The sequence below is a fragment of the Actinospineispora acaciae DSM 45401 genome (genome assembly GCF_000620785.1).
In the GTDB taxonomy this organism is placed as follows: domain Bacteria; phylum Actinomycetota; class Actinomycetes; order Mycobacteriales; family Pseudonocardiaceae; genus Pseudonocardia; species Pseudonocardia acaciae.
In genome coordinates, this window is sequence record NZ_JIAI01000005.1 from 486210 (window position 1) to 506097 (window position 19888).

General features: G+C 72.8%; 19 protein-coding genes and 1 pseudogene. 14 read left to right on the plus strand and 6 right to left on the minus strand.

The window, feature by feature from the left end; all coding sequences use genetic code 11:
• Window positions 1-14: 14 nt before the first annotated feature.
• Window positions 15-2342: an endopeptidase La gene (gene lon / locus N912_RS0125425; RefSeq protein WP_028924609.1), complete on the plus strand. Its 2328-nt coding sequence runs from the start codon at window positions 15-17 to the stop codon at window positions 2340-2342.
• A gap of 57 nt (window positions 2343-2399) precedes the next feature.
• Here the strand turns inward: lon and purU are convergent, their stop codons facing one another.
• Window positions 2400-3278, minus strand: a complete 879-nt coding sequence (gene purU / locus N912_RS0125430; RefSeq protein WP_028924610.1) for a formyltetrahydrofolate deformylase — start codon at window positions 3276-3278, stop codon at window positions 2400-2402.
• Complete coding sequence (locus tag N912_RS0125435; protein WP_028924611.1) at window positions 3275-3772, minus strand: DUF2505 domain-containing protein; 498 nt, start codon at window positions 3770-3772, stop codon at window positions 3275-3277. Before N912_RS0125435 ends, purU begins: the two co-directional genes overlap by 4 nt.
• Window positions 3773-3797: 25 nt before the next feature.
• Here N912_RS0125435 and N912_RS0125440 point away from each other — a divergent pair, with 25 nt between their 5' ends.
• Together N912_RS0125440 and N912_RS0125445 are read left to right on the plus strand one after the other, a co-directional pair.
• Window positions 3798-4856 (plus strand): UDP-N-acetylmuramate dehydrogenase, encoded by a 1059-nt coding sequence (locus N912_RS0125440; RefSeq protein WP_425415317.1) that lies wholly within the window; start codon window positions 3798-3800, stop codon window positions 4854-4856.
• Between the two features lie 10 nt (window positions 4857-4866).
• Window positions 4867-6066, plus strand: a complete 1200-nt coding sequence (locus N912_RS0125445; RefSeq protein ID WP_051580750.1) for a L,D-transpeptidase — start codon at window positions 4867-4869, stop codon at window positions 6064-6066.
• A 6-nt stretch (window positions 6067-6072) separates the two neighbouring features.
• On the opposite strand, the gene N912_RS0125450 is transcribed toward N912_RS0125445, so the two are convergent.
• Window positions 6073-6810 (minus strand): SDR family NAD(P)-dependent oxidoreductase, encoded by a 738-nt coding sequence (locus tag N912_RS0125450; RefSeq protein WP_028924614.1) that lies wholly within the window; start codon window positions 6808-6810, stop codon window positions 6073-6075.
• A 75-nt stretch (window positions 6811-6885) separates the two neighbouring features.
• On the opposite strand from N912_RS0125450, the gene mshA reads away from it, so the two are divergent.
• From mshA to N912_RS54550, 4 genes are all read left to right on the plus strand, one after another.
• Window positions 6886-8223 (plus strand): D-inositol-3-phosphate glycosyltransferase, encoded by a 1338-nt coding sequence (mshA, locus tag N912_RS54545; protein WP_211261396.1) that lies wholly within the window; start codon window positions 6886-6888, stop codon window positions 8221-8223.
• Complete coding sequence (locus N912_RS0125460; protein WP_028924615.1) at window positions 8220-8708, plus strand: type III secretion system chaperone family protein; 489 nt, start codon at window positions 8220-8222, stop codon at window positions 8706-8708. Before mshA ends, N912_RS0125460 begins: the two co-directional genes overlap by 4 nt.
• A 51-nt stretch (window positions 8709-8759) precedes the next feature.
• On the plus strand, window positions 8760-9227 hold the full coding sequence (locus tag N912_RS0125465; RefSeq protein WP_028924616.1) for a DUF3574 domain-containing protein: 468 nt from the start codon (window positions 8760-8762) through the stop codon (window positions 9225-9227).
• Between the two features lie 109 nt (window positions 9228-9336).
• Window positions 9337-10395, plus strand: a complete 1059-nt coding sequence (locus N912_RS54550) for a DUF4349 domain-containing protein (protein WP_084211183.1) — start codon at window positions 9337-9339, stop codon at window positions 10393-10395.
• Between the two features lie 662 nt (window positions 10396-11057).
• Here the strand turns inward: N912_RS54550 and N912_RS0125475 are convergent.
• Window positions 11058-11372 (minus strand): DMT family transporter, encoded by a 315-nt coding sequence (locus tag N912_RS0125475; RefSeq protein WP_245645414.1) that lies wholly within the window; start codon window positions 11370-11372, stop codon window positions 11058-11060.
• A 115-nt stretch (window positions 11373-11487) separates the two neighbouring features.
• On the opposite strand from N912_RS0125475, the gene N912_RS0125480 reads away from it, so the two are divergent.
• The 6 genes from N912_RS0125480 (at window position 11488) to N912_RS0125505 (ending at window position 18329) form a co-directional block, all read left to right on the plus strand.
• Window positions 11488-12201 carry a dienelactone hydrolase family protein gene (locus N912_RS0125480; protein ID WP_037066343.1) on the plus strand — a complete coding sequence of 238 codons (714 nt, stop codon included), beginning with the start codon at window positions 11488-11490 and terminating at the stop codon, window positions 12199-12201.
• A 147-nt stretch (window positions 12202-12348) separates the two neighbouring features.
• Window positions 12349-14511, plus strand: a complete 2163-nt coding sequence (locus N912_RS54555; protein WP_051580752.1) for a PEP/pyruvate-binding domain-containing protein — start codon at window positions 12349-12351, stop codon at window positions 14509-14511.
• Window positions 14512-14538: 27 nt separating this feature from the next.
• The gene (locus N912_RS54560; protein ID WP_051580753.1) at window positions 14539-15594 is read left to right on the plus strand and encodes a LacI family DNA-binding transcriptional regulator; all 1056 of its coding nucleotides are present in this window, start codon (window positions 14539-14541) and stop codon (window positions 15592-15594) included.
• A complete protein-coding gene (locus N912_RS0125495) occupies window positions 15554-16303 on the plus strand; it encodes a phosphoglyceromutase (protein ID WP_028924620.1) in 750 nt (249 codons plus the stop codon). Before N912_RS54560 ends, N912_RS0125495 begins: the two co-directional genes overlap by 41 nt.
• Window positions 16304-16443: 140 nt before the next feature.
• A complete protein-coding gene (locus N912_RS54565; RefSeq protein ID WP_051580754.1) occupies window positions 16444-17652 on the plus strand; it encodes a sensor histidine kinase in 1209 nt (402 codons plus the stop codon).
• Entirely contained in the window at window positions 17649-18329 is a 681-nt protein-coding gene (locus tag N912_RS0125505; protein WP_028924621.1) for a response regulator transcription factor, read from the plus strand. Before N912_RS54565 ends, N912_RS0125505 begins: the two co-directional genes overlap by 4 nt.
• Here the strand turns inward: N912_RS0125505 and N912_RS54570 are convergent.
• The gene (locus N912_RS54570; RefSeq protein WP_156993985.1) at window positions 18311-18481 is read right to left on the minus strand and encodes a hypothetical protein; all 171 of its coding nucleotides are present in this window, start codon (window positions 18479-18481) and stop codon (window positions 18311-18313) included. The genes N912_RS0125505 and N912_RS54570 overlap by 19 nt on opposite strands.
• 149 nt (window positions 18482-18630) lie before the next feature.
• Here N912_RS54570 and N912_RS54575 point away from each other — a divergent pair, with 149 nt between their 5' ends.
• Window positions 18631-19620: a GlxA family transcriptional regulator gene (locus N912_RS54575; protein ID WP_051580771.1), complete on the plus strand. Its 990-nt coding sequence runs from the start codon at window positions 18631-18633 to the stop codon at window positions 19618-19620.
• Between the two features lie 14 nt (window positions 19621-19634).
• Here the strand turns inward: N912_RS54575 and N912_RS64625 are convergent.
• Window positions 19635-19888: pseudogene (locus N912_RS64625) on the minus strand (hypothetical protein); the annotation flags it as partial.

The following is a 19888-nucleotide window of genomic DNA, read 5'->3' on the forward strand; positions in this document are numbered from 1 at the left end:
GCGTTGCAGCGGGCATGACAGACACACTGAAGCTGCCGGTGCTACCGCTGACCGACTCGGTCGTGCTGCCCGGCATGGTCGTGCCGATCGAGCTCGACCAGCCAGAACCGCGCGCCGCGGTGGATGCGGCGCAGAGTGGTGTCGAGAGCGGCGAGCGCCGGGTCCTGCTGGTGCCCCGGCCGGAGGGCCAGTACGCGGCCGTGGGCACGGTGGCGGTGCTGGTTCAGGTCGGCCGGATGCCGACCGGCGAACCGGCCGCCGTGGTGCGCGGCGAGCAGCGCGCCCGCATCGGCTCCGGGGTGGCCGGGCCGGGCGCCGCGCTCTGGGTGGAGGCCACCCCGCTGCCCGACACGGGCGGCGCGACCGGGCGGGCGCAGGAGCTCGCCAAGGAGTACAAGGCGCTGGTCGTCGGCATCCTGCAGCGGCGCAACGCCTGGCAGGTGATCGACTCCGTGGAGCAGATCACCGACCCCGGCCAGCTGGCCGACACCGCCGGCTGGGCCAGCTACCTGGACACCGAGCGCAAGCTGCAGCTGCTCGCCGAGCCGGACGTGACGAAGCGGCTGGAGCTGCTGGTCGGCTGGACGCGCGAGCACGTGGCCGAGCAGGAGGTCAGCGAGAAGATCGCCGACGATGTCCGCGAGGGCATGGAGAAGACCCAGCGCGAGTTCCTGCTGCGCCAGCAGTTGGCCGCCATCCGCAAGGAGCTGGGCGAGTCCGAGCCGGACGGCGGCGAGGACTACCGGGCCCGGGTCGAGGCCTCCGACCTGCCCGATGACGTCCGCAAGGCCGCGCTGGTCGAGGTCGGGAAGCTGGAGCGGGCGTCCGACCAGTCCCCGGAGTCGGGGTGGATCCGCACCTGGCTGGACACCGTGCTGGACATTCCTTGGAACACCAGGACGGACGACGCCGACGACCTGGTGGCCGCCCGCGCCGTGCTGGACGCCGACCACGCCGGCCTGGACGACGTCAAGGAGCGGCTGATCGAGTTCCTGGCGGTTCGCTCGCGGCGGGCTCGCAAGGGTATGGAGAAGGTCGGCGGGCGTGGCTCCGGCGCGGTGTTGGCGCTGGTCGGGCCGCCCGGTGTGGGCAAGACCTCACTGGGCGAGTCGGTGGCGCGGTCGCTGGGCCGCAAGTTCGTGCGGGTCGCGCTGGGCGGCGTGCGCGACGAGGCGGAGATCCGGGGACACCGGCGCACCTACGTGGGCGCGCTGCCCGGCCGGATCGTGCGCGCGATCCGCGAGGCCGGCTCGATGAACCCGGTGGTGCTGCTGGACGAGATCGACAAGCTGGGCGCGGACTTCCGGGGCGACCCGTCCTCCGCGCTGCTGGAGGTGCTCGACCCGGCGCAGAACCACACCTTCCGGGACCACTACCTGGAGGTCGACCTGGACCTGTCCGATGTGCTGTTCCTGGCCACCGCGAACGTGGCCGAGACCATCCCCGGCCCGCTGGCGGACAGGATGGAGCTGGTCACGCTGGACGGCTACACCGAGGCGGAGAAGGTCGCCATCGCGCGCGACCACCTGCTGCCCCGCCAGGTCGAGAAGGCCGGCCTGGAGCCGTCCGACGTCGAGTTCACCGACGTGGCGCTGTCCATGATCGCGGCCGAGTACACCCGGGAGGCCGGCGTCCGCCAGTTGGAGCGCGGCCTGGCCAAGGTGCTCCGCAAGGTCGCGGTGTCGCTCGACTCCCAGGACCTGGAACGGCCGGTGCACATCGACGCCGACGCACTGGTCGGCTACCTGGGCCGGCCGAGGTTCACCCCGGAGTCCGCGGAGCGCACCTCCGTGCCGGGCGTGGCCACCGGGCTCGCGGTCACCGGAACCGGCGGCGACGTGCTGTTCATCGAGGCCACCGACATGGACGGCGAGGCCGGCCTGACCGTGACCGGGCAGCTCGGCGACGTCATGAAGGAGTCCGTGTCGATCGCGCTGTCCTACCTGCGCTCGCGCGGGCTGGCCGGCTCGCTGGCCTCCCGCAAGGTGCACGTGCACGTCCCGGCGGGCGCGGTCCCCAAGGACGGGCCGTCGGCGGGCATCACCATGACCACGGCGCTGGCCTCGCTCGCCTCTGGCCGTCCGGTGAAGGCCAGCGTCGGCATGACCGGCGAGGTCACCCTCCAGGGCAGGGTGCTGCCGATCGGCGGGGTGAAGCAGAAGCTGCTCGCCGCGCACCGCGCCGGCCTGACCGACGTGATCATCCCGAAGCGCAACGAGCCGGACCTGGACGACCTGCCCGAGTCCGTCCGAGGCGCGCTGAGGGTGCACCCGGTCGCCGACGTCGCCGAGGTCCTGGACCTCGCCCTGGAGCCGGCCGAAGTCCCCGCGCACGCCGCCTGAGGACAACCCGTGAGTGGTTAGCGTTGCTATGACAATGCTAACCACTCACGGGTCTCCCTACGTGAACGTGATCGTCTTGTTGCCCTGGATGAGGATGCGGTCCTCCAGGTGCCAGCGCAGGCCGCGAGCCAGGACGAGCTTCTCGGCGTCGCGGCCGAGGCGGACCATGTCGGCCACTGTGTCGCCGTGGTCGATCCGGATCACGTCCTGTTCGATGATCGGCCCGGCGTCCAGGTCGGCCGTCACGTAGTGGCAGGTCGCGCCGATCAGCTTGACGCCGCGGGCGTGCGCCTGGTGGTACGGGCGGGCGCCGACGAACGACGGCAGGAAGCTGTGGTGGATGTTGATCGCGCGCCCGGCCCACGCCTCGCACAGCTTGGCCGGCACGATCTGCATGAACCGGGCGAGCACCACCGCGTGCGGCTCGTGCGCGTCGACCTGCCCGGCCAGCTCCTCGAACGCGGCGGAGCGGGCGTCGCCGTTCATCCCGAGCGCCGGGAACGGGACGTAGGAGAACGGCAGCCCGTGCGCCTCGGTCATGCCGCGCAGCGCCTCGTTGTTGCCGATCACGGCGCTGATCCGGCCGGGCAGCTCCCCGCTGGCCGCGCGCCCGAGCAGGTCGTGCAGGCAGTGCCCGTCCTTGGTGACCAGCAGCACTATCCGCTTGGTCTCGCCGGTGTCGGTGACCTTCCAGGACGCCTGGTCGGACAACCCGGACGCGACCGCCGCGAACCGTTGCCGCAGCTCGTCGGCGTCGAACGGCAGCGAGTCCGCGCGGACCACCTGGCGGGTGAAGAACCACCCGGTGTCGGAGTCGGTGTGATACGCCGCCTCGGTGATCCAGCCGCCGGCGTCGGCCAGGAAGCCGGAGATCCGGGCCACGATCCCGGTGCGGTCCGGGCAGCTGAACGTGATGACGAAACTGCGGTCGCTCACCGGGCCAGCCAGTCCTCGGTGAACCGGGCCTCGCCGTCGATCAGCTTGGTGATCTGTTCGGCGACCATGGCCTCGATGGCGCCGCCGAGCAGCGGGACGTCCACCTTGGCCTCGCCGTCCAGCCCGTACTCGCTGCCCCCGTCCACGTCGACCAGCGACAGCACGCCGTCGATCTTTCCCGGCGCGCCCCGCACGGTCGCGGAGACGGTGCCCTCGTAGCGGCCGGGCCCGCCGCGTTGCCAGGTCTCGGTGCGCTCGATGACCAGGTCGCCGGGCAGGATCCGGGCGACGGACCCGGGCAGCTGCTCGGCGCCCACGCCCTGGTGCAGCACGTAGCGGGCGTTGTCGGCGTCCGAGGTGAGCTCCACCACCGCCGCGTCCTTGCCGCCCATCGTGGCCAGCCGCGCGTCCAGGTAGGAGCGGTCGACCAGCGCGCCGTACACGCGGTCCGCCGGGGCGGCGTACCGGAACCGGAACCGAATCGGCCGAGGCATGGGCAGACAGTACCGACCGCTACCGTTGCCGGATGTGACGACCCGCGCCGAACCAGACGCGCCGCCCCGCCTCGCCGCGTACACCACGCTCCGCCTCGGCGGCCCGGCTCGGCGGCTGGTGCGCGCCGGCTCGGCGGATGCCGTGGTGGACGCGGTGCGCACGGCGGACGCGGGCGGCGAGCCGCTGCTGGTGCTCGGCGGCGGCTCGAACCTCGTGGTGTCCGACGACGGCGTGGCCGGGACCACGGTGCTGGTGGCCAGCACGGGCGTGCGCAAGGAGCACGCTGGCGACGGCCAGGTGCTGCTCACCGTGGAGGCCGGCGAGGACTGGGACGCGGTGGTGGCCGGCACCCTGGCCGACGGCCTGACCGGCCTGGAGTGCCTGTCCGGCATCCCCGGGCGGGCCGGCGCCGTCCCGGTGCAGAACGTCGGCGCGTACGGGGTCGAGATCGCCGAGCTGCTGGTCGACGTGGACCTCTACGACCGCCGCGCCGGCACCGTCCGCGAGCACGTGCCGGCCGCCGAGCTGGGGCTGGCCTACCGGCACAGTGCGCTCAAGGGCCGCGACGACGCCGTGGTGCTGCGCATCCGGCTGGCCCTGGACGCCGGCACGCGAAGCAAACCCGTCCGCTACCCCGAGCTGGCCAGGACGCTGGGCGTCGCGGAGGGGGCCAGCGCGCCCGCCCACGAGGTCCGCGACGCCGTGCTGGCGCTGCGCCGGTCCAAGGGCATGGTGCTTGACCCGGACGACCACGACACCTGGAGCGCCGGCTCGTTCTTCACCAACCCGGTGATGCCCGTCGAGGCGGCCCCCGATGTGGACATGCCGCGCTACCCGGCCGCCGACGGACACGTGAAGCTGTCCGCCGCGTGGCTGATCTCACAGGCCGGATTCCGGCGCGGTCACCCCGGCCCGGGCGGGCGGGTGTCGCTGTCCGGGCGGCACAGCCTGGCGCTGACCAACCGGGGCACCGGCTCCACCGAAGACCTGCTCGCGCTGGCCCGTGAGGTGCGCGACGGGGTGCGGGGGGCCTTTGGTATCGAGTTGGCGCCAGAGCCTGTATTCGTCGGCTGCCGCCTGTAGGACTGTAAGAGTGGGCGGTGGCACGAGACGAGACTTCCGGCGGACGTTGCTGGCGGTCGCGGTGGCGCTGGTCGGCGTCGCCGGCGTGGTCACGGGGGCGACGGCCACCGGCGGCGGCCGAGGCTCCGCGTTGCCGCTCCTGGCGCCCTCGCCGCCGAAGGTGGCGCTGAGCTACCAGCCCGGCCCCGGCACCGCCCCGGTGAAGCCGACCACCCCGATCCAGGTCAGCGCCACCAACGGTGTGCTGCGCGAGGTGGCGCTCACCCCGGCCGGCGGCACCCCGGTGAAGGGCACGCTCTCCCCGGACCGCCGCACCTGGACGGTCGCCGAGCCGCTGGCGTTCGGCAAGACGTACACCTGGAGCGGCACCGCCGCCGACGTCGACAACAAGACCGTCCCGGTGGCCGGCACGGTGAGCGTCGTGACCCCGGCCAAGCTGGTGCGCGGCACGGTGAACATCGGCGACGACCGCACCGTCGGGATCGCGGCGCCGATCCAGATCCAGTTCTCCACGCACATCGACGACAAGGCGTCCGCCGAGAAGGTGCTCTCGGTCGAGACCTCGGTGCCCACCGAGGGCGCCTGGGGTTGGCTGCCGGACGAGAACGGCGGCTCCCGGATCCACTGGCGCCCGCGCGAGTACTGGAAGCCGGGCACGAAGGTCAACGTGAAGGCGAACCTCTACGGCGCGGACTACGGCGGCGGCGCGTTCGGCGCGGCCAACCTGACCACGTCGTTCACCATCGGCCGCGCGCAGATCACCAAGGCGGACGTGCACAGCCACCAGCTCGTGGTCATGCGCGACGGGCAGCAGGTGGCCAACTACCCGGCCAGCTACGGCCTGGACTCCGACCCGAACCGCAACACCCGCTCCGGCATCCACGTGATCACCGAGAAGTTCACCGACAAGCGGATGGTCAGCCAGCAGTACGGCTATGACGTGATGGAGAAGTGGGCGGTCCGGATGAGCAACAACGGCGAGTTCATCCACGCCAACCCGGCCACCGTCGGCGTCCAGGGTTCGTCGAACGTCAGCCACGGCTGCGTCAACCTGTCCACCGAGGACGCGAAGAACTACTACGACATGGCCCAGTACGGCGACCCGGTCGAGGTCGTCGGCTCCGGGGTCAACCTCTCGTCCAGGGACGGCGACATCTGGGACTGGACGCTGCCCTGGCCGGAGTGGCAGAAGCTCTCGGCCCTTGACTGAGGCCACTCACGAGCGGTGCACCCGGGTGGCGGAGGCCTGGTCGCGGGGCCGCAGGACGATCGTGTCCAGGTTGACGTGGGCCGGGCGGCTGACCGCGAAGCCGATCACCTCGGCCACGTCGGACGCGGTGAGCGGGGTCATGCCCGCGTAGACGCCGGCCGCCCGCGCCTCGTCGCCGTCGAAGCGGACCAGCGAGAAGTCCGTCTCCACCAGGCCGGGGGCGATCTCGGTCACCCGCACCGGCCGGCCCAGCAGCTCGCCGCGCAGGGTGCGGTGCAGCGCGGACTGGGCGTGCTTGGCCGAGGTGTAGCCGCCGCCGTTGTCGTAGACGTCGAACGCGGCGATCGAGGTGACGGTGACCACGTGCCCGTCGCCGGACTCGACCAGCGTCGGCAGCAGCGCCCTGGTCACCCGCAGCGTGCCGAGCACGTTGGTCTCCCACATCCAGCGCCAGTGCTCCTCGTCGGCGTCCTCGACCGGCGCCAGCCCGCGCGCCCCGCCCGCGTTGTTCACCAGCACCCGGGCGGCGGGGACGGCGGCCACGAACGCGGCGACCGAGTCGGCGTCCGTGACGTCCAGTGCCAGGGCGGTGCCGTCGATCTCGGCGGCCAGCTCCTTGCACCGCTCCAGCCGGCGGGCGCCGACGACGACGTGGAAGCCCTGGCCGGCGAGCTCGCGGGCGGTGGCGGCGCCGATGCCCGAGCTGGCACCGGTGACGACGGCGGTGGGACGAGTGGTGGTCACGGAAGCTGAGCTTAGGCGTCGCGCGTCACCGGGTGAGCCGACCACCGGCGTGCTAGGAAGGGCCCCGTGAGGCGGATAGTCAGCCCGACGTTCGGCGGCCCGGGGCCTTGGACATCCGGATGGCCGCGCAGGGTGTGCGTGTTGTCCGTGCACACCTCGCCGCTGGAGCAACCGGGCACCGGGGACGCCGGCGGGATGAACGTCTACATCGAGCAGACCTCGATCCGGATGGCGCAGCGCGGGGTGCCGGTGGAGATCTTCACCAGGGCCACCTCGTCCGAGCAGCCGCCGACGGCCGAGCTGGCCCCCGGGGTGAAGGTGCGGCACGTGCCGGCCGGCCCGTTCGAGGACCTCGGCAAGAACGAGCTGCCCAGCCAGATGTGCGCGTTCACCCTGGGCCTGCTGCGTGCCGAGGCGCGCCACGAGCCAGGCCACTACGGCGTGGTGCACTCGCACTACTGGCTGTCCGGGCAGGCCGGCTGGCTGGCCAGGGACCGCTGGGGGGTGCCGCTGGTGCACTCCGCGCACACCCTGGCCAAGGTCAAGAACGCCGCGCTGGCCGACGGCGACACTCCGGAGCCCCGGTCGCGGGTGCTCGGGGAGGAGCAGATCGTCGCCGAGGCGGACCGGCTGGTCGGAAACACCGAGGCGGAGACCGCCCAGCTCATCGACCTCTACGGCGCAGACCCGGAGCGGACGGTGACCATCCCGCCCGGGGTGGACCTGCGGAGGTTCGTGCCCGGCAACCGGCACCTGGCGCGCGCCGAGCTGGGCCTGCCGCCGGACGCGGTGGTGCTCGCCTTCGTCGGCCGCATCCAGCCGCTCAAGGCCCCGGACGTGCTGCTGCACGCCGCCGCCGAGCTGTTCGACAAGGCTCGCGCCCGTGGTGAAGAAGCGGACCTGCGCCGTCGGCTGGTGGTGCTGGTCGTGGGCGGGCCGTCCGGCACCGGCATGGCCGAGCCGACGGCGCTGCGCATGCTGGCCGCCTCGCTGGGCATCGCCGAGCAGGTGCGGTTCCTGCCGCCGCGCTCGGGCGAGGCGCTGGCCGACGTGTACCGGGCCGCCGACGTGATAGCGGTGCCCAGCCACAACGAGTCGTTCGGGCTGGTCGCGCTGGAGGCCCAGGCCTGTGGGACGCCGGTGGTGGCGGCCGCGGTCGGTGGGCTGCCGGTCGCGGTGGCGGACGGGCGGTCCGGGCTGCTGGTGCCCGGGCATGGCGCCGCCGAGTGGGCGGCCGCGCTGGCCTCGGTGGCGCTGCGGCCCGGGCGGCGCGCGGAGCTGTCCGCCGGGGCGGTGGAGCACGCGCGGCGGTTCTCCTGGGATCGGACCACCGACGCGCTGCTGGCCACCTATGCCGGCGCGGTGGCCGAGTTCGGCGCCAGGCTCGCCGCCGAGGAGGGCCTGGCCGGATGAACGCCGAGCTGGACAAGCTGATCGCCGGGGCGCTGGACGACGAGGGGCTGGCGTACACCCGGCACGGCACCGGCCGGTTCCTGGTCACGCTGCCCGGCACCGCCCGGTTGCAGACCCCGACCTGGCTGATCGTCACCGAGCACGCGCTGCTGGTCGGCGCGTTCGTGTGCCGGCGCCCCGACGAGTGCCACCAGGACGTCTACCGGTTCCTGCTGCAGCGCAACGCCAGGCTGTACGGCGTGCACTACGCGATCGACAGGGCCGGCGACATCCACCTGGTCGGCCGGTTGGGCCTGCATGCCGTCACCGCGGACGAGCTGGACCGGGTGCTCGGCCAGATACTGGAGGCCGCCGACGGCGACTTCAACACGCTGCTCAGGCTCGGCTTCGCCAGCTCGATCCGCCGCGAGTGGGCGTGGCGGGTCGATCGCGGCGAGTCGCTGGCCAACCTGCGCGCGTTCGAGGACCTGGTCTCCGGCGGGTAGACCGCAAAACTGCGTATCCGCATCGGCCGTCCGGGCTGAGATCCTTCTCCGATGCTCCCATTCGCCTCGCCGGTCAGGGCTGCCGTCCTCGGCGCGACCCTGTTGATCGCGCTCACCGGCTGCGCCACGTCCGCCGCCGCGCCGCCCGCGACCCCGCCCGCCGCGAACCCCGCCCCGCCCGGTTGCGAGCCGTACGCCCGCACCGAGCTGTTCTTCGGCACCACCCGCGCGGGCGGCCCGCCGATCAGCGACCAGGAGTTCCACGCGTTCCTGGACAGCGAGGTGACGCCCCGGTTCCCGGACGGGCTGACGCTGCTGTCCGGCTACGGCCAGTTCCGGGGCTCGGACGGCAAGCTGGCGCGGGAGCAGGCCATGGTGCTGGTCCTGCTGTACCCGAAGTCGGCGGGCACCCAGCCCGGGGTCAAGATCGACGAGATCCGGCAGCTCTACCGGCAGAAGTTCAACCAGGAGTCGGTGCTGCGCGCCGACGACGCCACCCCGCCCTGCGTCTCGTTCTGACGCTACGTACTGAGGCGCTGATCTCGTAACCAATTCGTGACCGTCGCCGAACCAACCCGACGGCCATCGCCCTCCGTCCCATCCGCACACGAGCGAGAGGGGCCGGGCAATGACGACATGGCAGCGGGTGTGGACGGCGGTACGGGCGGGTAGGCAGCGGAGGTCCGGCCGGTTCGTGGTGGCCGGGGTAGCCCTGCTGGCGGTGGTCATAGTGACCTGGGTGGCTGCTGTGGCGTTCGTGACAACATCGGGCACACTGTCCGGCAACTCCGCGGCCGCCGCGCACCCCGCGCCCCAGCCCGAGCGGGCTGGCCAGGACGCCGTGCCGAGCGGTCGGTCGGGGGCCGCTCGGTACGGCGCTCCCTCCGAGGTCGCCCCGGGAGCCGCCGCGTCCGAGCCCCAGTTCAAGGGCACCGCGCCGCTGACCACCGACCAGCGCCAGCAGACCTACGCCCCGCCCGCCCCGCCGCAGGCCCCGACCGACCTGGCCGCCGCCGAGCCGGACCGCCAGGTGGCCCGCACCGCCCGGCTGGAGCTCACGGTGGCCGACCTCCCCTCGGTGGCCGCGAAGGTGCGCGCGCTCGCGGGCGGAGTGGGCGGGTTCGTGGCCAGCGAGCAGTCCGTGGACAAGCTCTCCACGTTCACCCTGAAGATCCCGGCCACCCGCCTGAACGAGGTGACCGGGCAGCTCGCCGGTGCCGGCAAGGTGACCGAGCGCTCCGAGCAGGCCGACGACGTGACCGACCAGGTGGCCGACCTGGACGGCCGGCTGGCCACCCAGCGGGCCAGCGTGGCGCGGGTGCGCGCGCTGCTGGACAAGGCCACCTCCGTGGGCGACGTGGTGATGATCGAGTCCGAGCTGACCCAGCGGGAGGCGACGCTGGAGTCGCTGCAGAAGCGGCTGGCGTCGGTCACCGGGCGGGTGGCGATGTCCACGCTGACCGTCCAGCTCGCCCCCGAGCCGGCGCCGGTCGACCCGGCCGGCACCGGGTTCCTCGGCGGGCTGGCCGCCGGTTGGAAGGCGTTCCTGGCCGCCGCGAGCGGCCTGCTCACCGCGCTCGGCGTGGTGCTGCCGTTCCTGGTGCTGCTCGGCCTGCTGGCCGGCGCCTGGCTGACCGCCCGCCGGCTGGTGCGCAGGCGACGGACCGCCGCGCCCGACGGCACCTGACGGGAAAAGACTGGGGAAAGTGAGCGGAGCGGCCCAAGCTATGAGGGGGAGTCACGTACTTGGGCCACTCCGCACTAACCACCCCGGCATCTCGCAAAATGGGGGACACGAGATGCCAGGACGGCTCGCGGTCCACGGGGGACGGACCACGAAGCCCTCCGACGGCGTGCTGGAGCTCCTTCACGTCGTCGTGAGAAAAGTAACCTTGGCAGTAAGACTGTATTGATGCAAGGGGTCTCGCCTGACCTATTCAGGTGGTCTCAACAGTAACACGCGTAACAGGGTATCAACGCTCGGTGTGCTCCCGACGGGTGGGTCTCGTTGTAAAACGCCTGCTAGGGCACGGGTGGGTGGTGCAAGCGCCGATTGCTCCACTCCGGGTTACGGAGTATTCAGGACACCTGGCTTGCAAGTAATCCATTACGCGTCGGGCGCGCCCCCCGAAAGAGTGGTCTGTATAGGGCACTACAGGCGGTCGCACCGCACGTGTTCGGTGATTGGTTACGCCGCGTCACCTGTCGGCGATGAAGTCGTTACGTGTGGGCGTGGGCGTTCGTATCCGCGCGCGCCTGCGGCGGCCTAGTCCGCTCCCCAACCGGGTGCCCCGGGCCGTGCGGATCGGCCCGGGGCGCACGAGTGTTCAGTGCATGTTCGGCGCACGTTCAGTGCGTGGTGGTGCCGGACTGCACGGCGACCACCCCGGTGATCACCAGGACCAGCCCGAGGACCTGCACCCAGGTCAGCGACTCGCCCAGGAACATCGCCCCGATCAGCGCGACCAGCGAGACGCCGACCGCCGACCAGATCCCGTACGCCACGCCGACCGCCAGCCCCCGCTTGAGCACCTGGGCCAGCAGCACGAACGACACCCCGTAGCCCAGCACCACCAGCACGCTCGGCAGCCACCTGGACAGCCCGTCGGACTGGCGCAGCAGGATCGTCGCGCTCACCTCGGTCACGATCGCTCCGGCCAGCATCAACCACACCATTCGCGTGCGCTCCTCTCCTCGTCCCCGAATATCAGCATCCCCCGGGCGCGCGGGCTCGGCGCGTGGCACGGTGTGCACAAAATCCGGCGCGAGGGAGGACCACGTGAGCAGCACACACACCGAGCGGATCGCCGCCCACGACGGCGGCGAGTTCACCGCGTTCTGTGCCGTGCCCGAGGGCGGCACCGGGCCGGGGATCCTGCTGTTCCAGGAGATCTTCGGGGTGAACGACAACATGCGCGGGCTGGCCGGGCGGCTGGCCGACGCCGGCTACCTGACGCTGGTCCCGGACATGTTCTGGCGGCTCGAGCCCGGCTTCGAGCGGCGCGACGAGTCCGGGCTGGCCGACGGGATGGCCATGGTCCAGCGGTTCGACTGGGAGCTCGGGGCCAGGGACATGGCCTCGACGCTGGGGCACGTGCTCGGCATGGACGGCTGTAGCGGCAAGGTCGGCGCGGTGGGCTTCTGCCTGGGCGGCACGCTCGCCTACACCTGCGCGGCCACCGCCAGGGCGAACGGGCGCGGGGTGGACGCGGCGGTGCCGTACTACGGCTCGGGCATCCACGAGATGCTGGACCGGGCGGACGACATTGAGTGTCCCCTTATGTTCCACTACGGCGACCAGGACCCGTACATCCCTTCCGACCAGGTGGCCGCCGTGGAGGCCGGGTTCGCCGGCCGCCCGGACGTGGTGGTGCACCACTACGACGCCGGCCACGCGTTCTCCAACTGGGACGCGCCCTCGATGTACAACGAGTCCGCCGCCGAGCGGGCCTGGCAGCGCACGCTGGACTTCTTCGCCAAACACCTTCGCTGAACTCGGTATACCTATTGCGCGGCGGGGTGGCCGACCCTCTCTGGACATCGAGGGGGTCGGCCACCCCGCCGTTTAAACGTTGGCCGCACCCCGGTCCGTCGTGTTACTTTTCATCAGCCGTTGAGTTCCTGGTAGCTGGAGGCCACCGTGGACGCGCTGGTGCTGAACCTCGCCGCCGTGGACGCGACGATGCTGGAGCTGGTCGGGGACACGGCGGCCAACCTCGGTGAGCTGGCCAGCGCCGGGCTGCCGGTGCCCGACGGGTTCTGCGTCACGGTGGGCGCCTACCGGGAGGCCGCCGCGCTGGCCGGGCTGGTGGGGCATCCGGTGTCCGACACGGCGCGTGCCGCACTGCTCGCCGCCCCGGTGCCGCCTCGGGTCGCCGAGGAGGTGGTCACGGCGTACGCCGCGTTGGGCGCGGACGTCCCGGTCGCGGTGCGCTCGTCGGCCACGGCGTTCCCGCACGTCGCCGGCGCCGATGCGGTGCTGGACGCGGTGCACCGCTGCTGGGCCTCGCCGTGGACCGACGGCGGCCACCCGGCGGTGGTGGTGCAGCGGCTGGTCGACTCGGCGGCCAGCGGCGCGATGGTCACCGCCAACCCGGTCACCGGCCGGCGCCGCGAGGCGGTGGTCGACGCCGCCCCCGGCCTGGGCCTGGCGGGGGACCCCGACCGGTTCGTGCTCGGCCTGGACGGCGGCGAGGTCCGCGAGCGACGCCCGGCCGCCGTGCACCCGACCGGCCTGACCGACGACCAGCTGTGCGAGCTCGCCGAGCTGGGCCGCCGGGTGGAGGACGACTACGGCGCGCCGCAGGACTGCGAGTGGGCGCTGGACACCGGCGGCGCGCTGTGGCTGACCCAGGCCAGGCCGATCACCACGCTCTACCCGCTGCCGGACCACACCGACGCCGACCCGTCCGGCGCCCGGGCGTACGTCTGTGCGTCGCTGGCCCAGGGGCTGGTCCGGCCGATGACGCCGATGGGGCTGTCCGCGTTCCGCGTGCTCGGATCCGGGCTCGCCGGCCTGGCTGGTGTGGAGGTGGCCCGCCCGCTGGAGGGGCCGAGCCCGCTGGTGGTGGCCGGCCAGCGCCCGTTCGTGGACATCACGCCAGCGCTGCGCCATCCGCTGGGCCGGCGGCTGTTGGTGCGGACCCTCGGCGTGGTCGAGGCGCGGGCGGCCGAGGTGGTGCGCGGGCTCGGCGAGGACTCCCGGTTCGCCGTCCGCATCGGCTCACCGTGGCCGTTGGTGCGGGCGCTGGCCCGGGCGGTGTGGCGGGTGCGGGCACCGTGGCGGCTGCTGGAGGCGCTGGTCTCACCGCGGCGGGCGCGGCGGCGGCTGGCCGGGGAGGACGAGCGGCGCGCCGGTGCCGAACCGGGCGCCGACGAGCGCCTGGACTACGCCGAGCGGGTGCTGCACGAGGAGCTGCCGGCCGCCGTGGCGAGCAGCGCCGTGGCGCCGGCCGCCGGGTTCCTGATGGCGGCGCTGGCCGGCCGGCTGCTGCGCGGCCTGACCCGGCCCGGTGACCTTTCGACGGCGCTGCGCGCCCCCGCCGCCGAGGCGGACCTGGCGCTGCGGGCGCTGGCCACCCGGATCGCCGGCGACCACTACGCGGCCAACACGCTGCGCGAGCTCCCGGCCGCCGAGCTGGCCGCGCGCTACCGCACCGGGACCCTCCCGCCGGTGGTCCAGCGCGGCGTGGCCGAGTTCCTGGCCGGCCACGGGCACCACGCGGCGGCCGGGATCGACCTCGGCATCCCCCGGTGGGCCGACGACCCGACCGACCTGTTCGGCGCGCTGTCGAACCACCTGCGGCGGGACGTTTCGTCCTCGCCCGACGAGGCGGCCGCCGAGGACACCGTGCGCCGGCTGGTCGCGTCCGCGCGCACCCGGGGCCGGTGGCGGGCGTTGCTGGTCGGCCTGGCGCTGCGCCGGGCCCGTGAGCTGGCCGGGATGCGGGGGGCGCCGACGAACCGGCTGGTGGCCGGGCTGGCCCCGGTGCGCGCGGCGGTGGCCGAGGTGGGCGTCGAGCTGGCCTCGGCCGGGCGGCTGGACGACGCGGGCGACGTGTTCTTCCTGACCCTGGCCGAGGCGCGGCGCGCGCTGCGCGGTGCCGAGCTGCGCACGCTGGTCTCGGTGCGGCGGGAGGAGTACGGGCGCGAGCTGCGCCGCCGGCGGGTGCCCAGGGTGCTGCTCTCGGACGGCAGCGACCCCCAGGCATCCTCGGCGGTCACCTCGACCGAGTTCTCATCCTGGCGAGTTTCCGCTCCCGCACCGCCTCCGCTCTCAGTAGGGTGGCCCCCTGCCGGGTGAACCCGGTCACGGCGGAGGGATCGGCGGATGGCCACCATGAGCGAGGTCGCCGAGGCGGCCGGCTGCTCGATCACGACGGTGTCCCACGTGCTCAACGGCACCCGGACGGTGGCCGCCGAGACCCGCCGCCAGGTGGAGCGGGCCATGGCCGAGCTGGGCTACCGCCGCCGGGTCACCCGTCCGGGCCAGATGCCGCGCAACCTGACGGCGGTCGGGCTGACCCTGTCCGGGGTGTCCAACCCGTACTTCTCCGACCTGGTGCAGGGCGTGGAGCAGGAGCTGGCCCGCGCCGGCCGGGTGCTGGTGCTGACCGACACCCACGACGACCCGGAGACCGAGTGGCGCGCGGTGGCCAGCCTGCTCGCGCACCGGATCGAGGCGCTGGTGATGGCCCCGACCGCCGGCTGGGCGGAGCGCGCCTGGCCGCTGCTGCACGAGCGGAAGGTGCCGTTCGTGCTGGTCGACAGGATGGTGCCGGAGGACGTCGACCAGGTCGGGGTGGAGAACGAGCCGGGCTCCTGCGTGCTGGTCGAGCACCTGCTCCGGCTCGGCCACCGCCGCATCGGGATGATCAGCGGCCTGTCCGGGCTGTCCACCACCAGCGAGCGCGAGGCCGGCTACCGGCGCGCGCACCGGCGCCGGCGGGCCACCGTGGACGAGGCTCTGATCGTCTGCGGTGAGTCCAGCGTGGACGGCGGCCGGCGGGCCATGGCCCGGCTGCTGGAGCGGCCGATGCCGCCGACGGCGGTGTTCAGCGGCAACAACGCGATGACCGTCGGCGCGCTGACCACGCTGGAGCGGCGCGGCGTGCGGGTGCCGCACGACGTGGCGATGGTGGCCTTCGACGACTTCGAGTGGTCCCCGCTGGTGCGGCCCCGGCTGACCGCCGCCGCGCAGCCCTGCCACGCGATGGGCGCGCGGGCGGTGCAGCTGCTGATGCGCCGGCTGGCCGAGCCCGACCTGCCGCCGAGCACCGTGCGCATCCCGGCGTCCATCGAGCACCGGGACAGCTGCGGCTGTCACTCTGGCACAGTGGGTTCTCATGAGCGAGCCGTACCAGCTGGTGTTGTTGCGACACGGTGAGAGCGAGTGGAACGCGAAGGGCCTGTTCACCGGGTGGGTGGACGTCGCGCTGTCCGCGAAGGGTGAGCAGGAGGCCCGCCGGGGCGGTGAGCTGCTCGCCGAGGCCGGCCTGTTGCCGGACGTGGTGCACACCTCGGTGCTGCGCCGGGCCATCTCGACCGCGAACCTGGCGCTGGATGCCTGCGACCGGCACTGGATCCCGGTGCGCCGGGACTGGCGGCTCAACGAGCGGCACTACGGCGCGCTGCAGGGCAAGAACAAGAAGCAGACCCGCGAGGAGTTCGGCGACGAGCAGTTCATGCTCTGGCGCCGCTCGTACGACACCCCGCCGCCGCCCATCAAGCCGGGCAGCGAGTTCGACCAGTCCGCCGACCCGCGCTACGCCGGCATCGAGGATGGCGCGCCGCGCACCGAGTGCCTGAAGGACGTGGTCGCGCGGATGCTGCCGTACTGGGAGTCCGCGATCGTGCCCGACCTGCGCGCCGGGCGCACGGTGCTGGTGGCCGCGCACGGCAACTCGATGCGGGCTCTGGTCAAGCACCTGGACGGGATCTCCGACGCGGACATCGCCGGCCTGGACATCCCCACCGGCATCCCGCTGCGGTACCGGTTGGACGACGCGTTGCGCCCGCTCACGCCCCGGGGCGAGTACCTGGATCCGGAGGCCGCCGAGGTCGCCGCGCGCGCTGTCGCGAACCAAGGTCGCTAGTTCGTGGCATAACGGATCGCCCGTCAGTGTGAACGGCGGGTGAACGACCGCGGAAATCTGGTCCCGGCGGGGGTCGGACTCGTCACCTCTCGGTGGTTCGGGCTGGTCAACGGCCCCCTGATGCGACATACGATGCTGCCGTGAGCTTCCTGGCGAGCGTCGCCCTGGCCGCCGGGACCCTTTTCGTGGGCCTGACCGCCGGGTGGTTGTGGGCTCGTCGTCGTTCCGTCCGGCGCGCCCGCCCTCCGGGTCCCACGTTTGCCGATCTGCTCAACCTGCTGGTGCAGTCCTCCCGCAACGGGCTCGCGGTGCTGAACAGGCACGGCGACGTGGTGCTGCACAACCCCCGGGCCACCGAGCTCGGGGTGGTCAAGGTGGCGCGCGCGGACCCCCGGGCGCTCAAGGCCGCCGAGCAGGTCGTCGACTCCGGCCAGCCGCTGGAGGTGGACCTGTCCCCGCTGGAGCACCGGGGCCGCCAGCCGGAGGCGGTGGTCGGGCAGGTGCGTCCGCTGGGCGACGGGTTCGCCGTGGTGGACGCCGAGGACACCTCGGAGATGGTCCGCCTGGAGGCCACCCGCCGCGACTTCGTGGCCAACGTCAGCCACGAGCTCAAGACCCCTGTCGGGGCGGTCGCGCTGCTCGCCGAGGCCGTGCTGGACGCCGCCGACGACCCGGACGAGGTCCGCCGGTTCGCCACCAAGATCCTCAATGAGTCCACCCGGCTGGGCTCGCTGGTCACCGAGCTGATCGCGCTGTCCCGGCTGACCGGGGCCGAGCGGCTGCCCGAGCTGGCGGTGGTCGAGGTGGACGACGTGATCGCCGAGTCGCTGGCCCGCACCAAGCTGGTGGTCGAGTCCACCGGCATCGGCATCAACGTGGACGCCGACAGCGGCCTGCTGGTGGACGGCGACCGAACGCTGCTGGTCACCGCGCTGTCCAACCTGCTGGACAACGCCATCTCGTACTCGCCGCCGGACACCGCCGTGTCGGTCAGCCGCCGCCGGGTGGGCGACCTGGTCGAGATCGCGGTCACCGACCGGGGCATCGGCATCGAGCCGCAGCACCAGCAGCGGGTGTTCGAACGGTTCTTCCGGGTCGACCCGGCCCGGTCGCGGGCCACCGGCGGCACCGGCCTTGGGCTGGCCATCGTCAAGCACGTGGCCGCCAACCACGGCGGCGAGGTCCGGCTGTGGAGCCGGCCCGGCACCGGATCCACGTTCACCCTCAGGCTCCCCGTCCACGGGGTCGGGACCGAACCGTCGAGCAACGGCGCTCTACCAAACGCTCAGCAAGCGATCCAGAACGGTGGGCACGCCACGCGCGTGAGCGAACCAGGAGGTGTGCTGTGACCAGGGTATTGATCGTCGAGGACGAGGAGTCGTTCGCCGACCCGCTGGCCTTCCTGCTGCGCAAGGAGGGTTTCACCGCCGCGGTGGCCGGCACCGGCCAGGACGCGCTCGACGAGTTCGACCGCAACGGCGCGGACATCGTGCTGCTCGACCTGATGCTCCCCGGCATGAGCGGCACCGACGTGTGCAAGGCGCTGCGGCAGCGCTCCGCCGTCCCGGTGATCATGGTCACCGCCCGGGACAGCGAGATCGACAAGGTGGTCGGCCTGGAGCTCGGCGCCGACGACTACGTGACCAAGCCCTACTCCGCGCGCGAGCTCATCGCCAGGGTGCGCGCCGTGCTCCGCCGGGGCGGCGAGTCCGAGGACATGTCCCCGCCCGTGCTGGAGGCCGGCCCGGTCCGGATGGACGTGGAGCGGCACGTGGTCACGGTGGCCGGCGGCGAGGTGCCGCTGCCGCTCAAGGAGTTCGACCTGCTGGAGTACCTGCTGCGCAACGTCGGCCGGGTGCTCACCCGGGGCCAGCTCATCGACCGCGTCTGGGGCGCCGACTACGTGGGCGACACCAAGACCCTGGACGTGCACGTCAAGCGGCTCCGCTCGAAGATCGAGTCCGACCCGTCCGCGCCGAAGCACCTGGTCACCGTGCGCGGTCTCGGCTACAAGTTCGAGACCTGAGCCCGGACCCGCCTCCGGCACGCTTTCATCGCGCCGCCGAGCACGCCGAACACATAGGGCTTCCAGTCCGCGCTGTCGCGGCTGTCGGCGGTCCAGCCGGCCGCCGAGGCCAGCGCGATGACCAGGATGAACGTCAAGATTGCGATTCCCATGACGGCCGTGCCTCTCTCGGTGGAGTGAAGTTCGCGGCCGGTGCGCACCGGGTCTGTCCTCAATGATCCGCCGGAGGACACGACCCTTCGAGTGGCAGTGATGCCATAGTTCGTCGATTTTCGGCCAGTGTTCGGCTATGCTCGCTGGCGTGATCCGACGCGTCGCCGCGCTGGTCCTCGACGGGGTGGCCCCGTTCGAGCTGGGCGTGTTGTGCGAGGTCTTCGGCATCGACCGCACCGACGACGGCATCCCCGGCTACGAGTTCACCGTCTGTGGCCCGGACGGCCGCTCGGTCCGTACCTCCCTCGGCTTCCACCTGACCCCGCATGCCGACCTGGCCCCGCTCGCCGAGGCCGACCTGATCGGCGTGCCCGCGCACCCGATGAACTCCCCGGTGCCACCCGCCGCCCTCGCCGCCCTGCGCACCGCCGCCGACCGTGGCGCCGAGCTGCTCAGCGTCTGCTCCGGGGCGTTCGTGCTGGCCGAGGCCGGCCTGCTGGACGGCCGCCGCTGCACCACGCACTGGCGCTACGCCGAGCAACTGGCCCGCCGCTACCCGACGGCCATCGTCGAGCCCAACTCCCTGTATGTGGCCGACGGCAACATCATGACCAGCGCCGGCACCGCCGCCGGCATCGACCTGGGCCTCTACCTGGTCCGCCGCGAACACGGCTCCGAGGTCGCCAACAAGCTGGCGCGCCGGATGGTGGTGCCCCCGCACCGCGACGGCGGCCAGGCCCAGTACGTCGAGGCCCCCGTGCCCAAGACCAGCGACGCCCCCACCCTGGAGCCGCTGCTGGAGTGGCTGGTCGAACACCTCGACGAGCAGGTGACCATCGAGCAGCTGGCCGACCGCTCGCACATGGCCGTCCGTACCTTCGCCCGCCGCTTCGTCGCCGAGACCGGCGCAACTCCGCACGACTGGCTGACCGGCCAACGAGTCCTCCTGGCCCGCCGCCTACTGGAACAGACCACCCTGACCATGGACACGGTGGCTCGCCGCGCCGGCTTCGGCAACGCCGCCGCCCTGCGCCATCACTTCACCCGCCGGGTCGGCGCAACCCCGACTGCCTATCGCCGCCGCTTCAGCCACCGCGTGGACGGTGGCGCCGCCGGCCCGGTCGCCGAGGCCGGCTGATCCGGTCGTCCCGTTCAGAACGGTGGTGGGTCGGGGTCGTCGTCGGGTAGTGGGGTGATGATGGGTTCGCCCTGGGTGGTGTGGGTTTGTCCGAGTGGGGTGTGCCAGGTGAACGTTCCGGGTTCGGGTTGTTCGAGTCGCCAGCCTCCCTTCGTTTTGAGGTCGTGGTCGTGGTTGCAGACGTTGCCGCCGTTGATCTGGATGGTGGGTCCGCCGTGGCGGTAGTCGTGGGTGTGGTCGTACTCGGTTTTGGTTGTGGACAGGCGGC

Excerpts from the sequence above, each read along its gene's own strand:
- lon (WP_028924609.1), top strand. The coding sequence starts at position 15 with ATGACAGACACACTGAAGCTGCCGGTGCTACCGCTGACCGACTCGGTC.
- N912_RS0125435 (WP_028924611.1), bottom strand. The coding sequence starts at position 3,772 with ATGCCTCGGCCGATTCGGTTCCGGTTCCGGTACGCCGCCCCGGCGGAC.
- N912_RS0125460 (WP_028924615.1), top strand. The coding sequence starts at position 8,220 with ATGAACGCCGAGCTGGACAAGCTGATCGCCGGGGCGCTGGACGACGAG.
- N912_RS0125465 (WP_028924616.1), top strand. The coding sequence starts at position 8,760 with ATGCTCCCATTCGCCTCGCCGGTCAGGGCTGCCGTCCTCGGCGCGACC.
- N912_RS54550 (WP_084211183.1), top strand. The coding sequence starts at position 9,337 with ATGACGACATGGCAGCGGGTGTGGACGGCGGTACGGGCGGGTAGGCAG.
- N912_RS0125475 (WP_245645414.1), bottom strand. The coding sequence starts at position 11,372 with ATGCTGGCCGGAGCGATCGTGACCGAGGTGAGCGCGACGATCCTGCTG.
- N912_RS54560 (WP_051580753.1), top strand. The coding sequence starts at position 14,539 with ATGGCCACCATGAGCGAGGTCGCCGAGGCGGCCGGCTGCTCGATCACG.
- N912_RS0125495 (WP_028924620.1), top strand. The coding sequence starts at position 15,554 with ATGAGCGAGCCGTACCAGCTGGTGTTGTTGCGACACGGTGAGAGCGAG.
- N912_RS54570 (WP_156993985.1), bottom strand. The coding sequence starts at position 18,481 with ATGGGAATCGCAATCTTGACGTTCATCCTGGTCATCGCGCTGGCCTCG.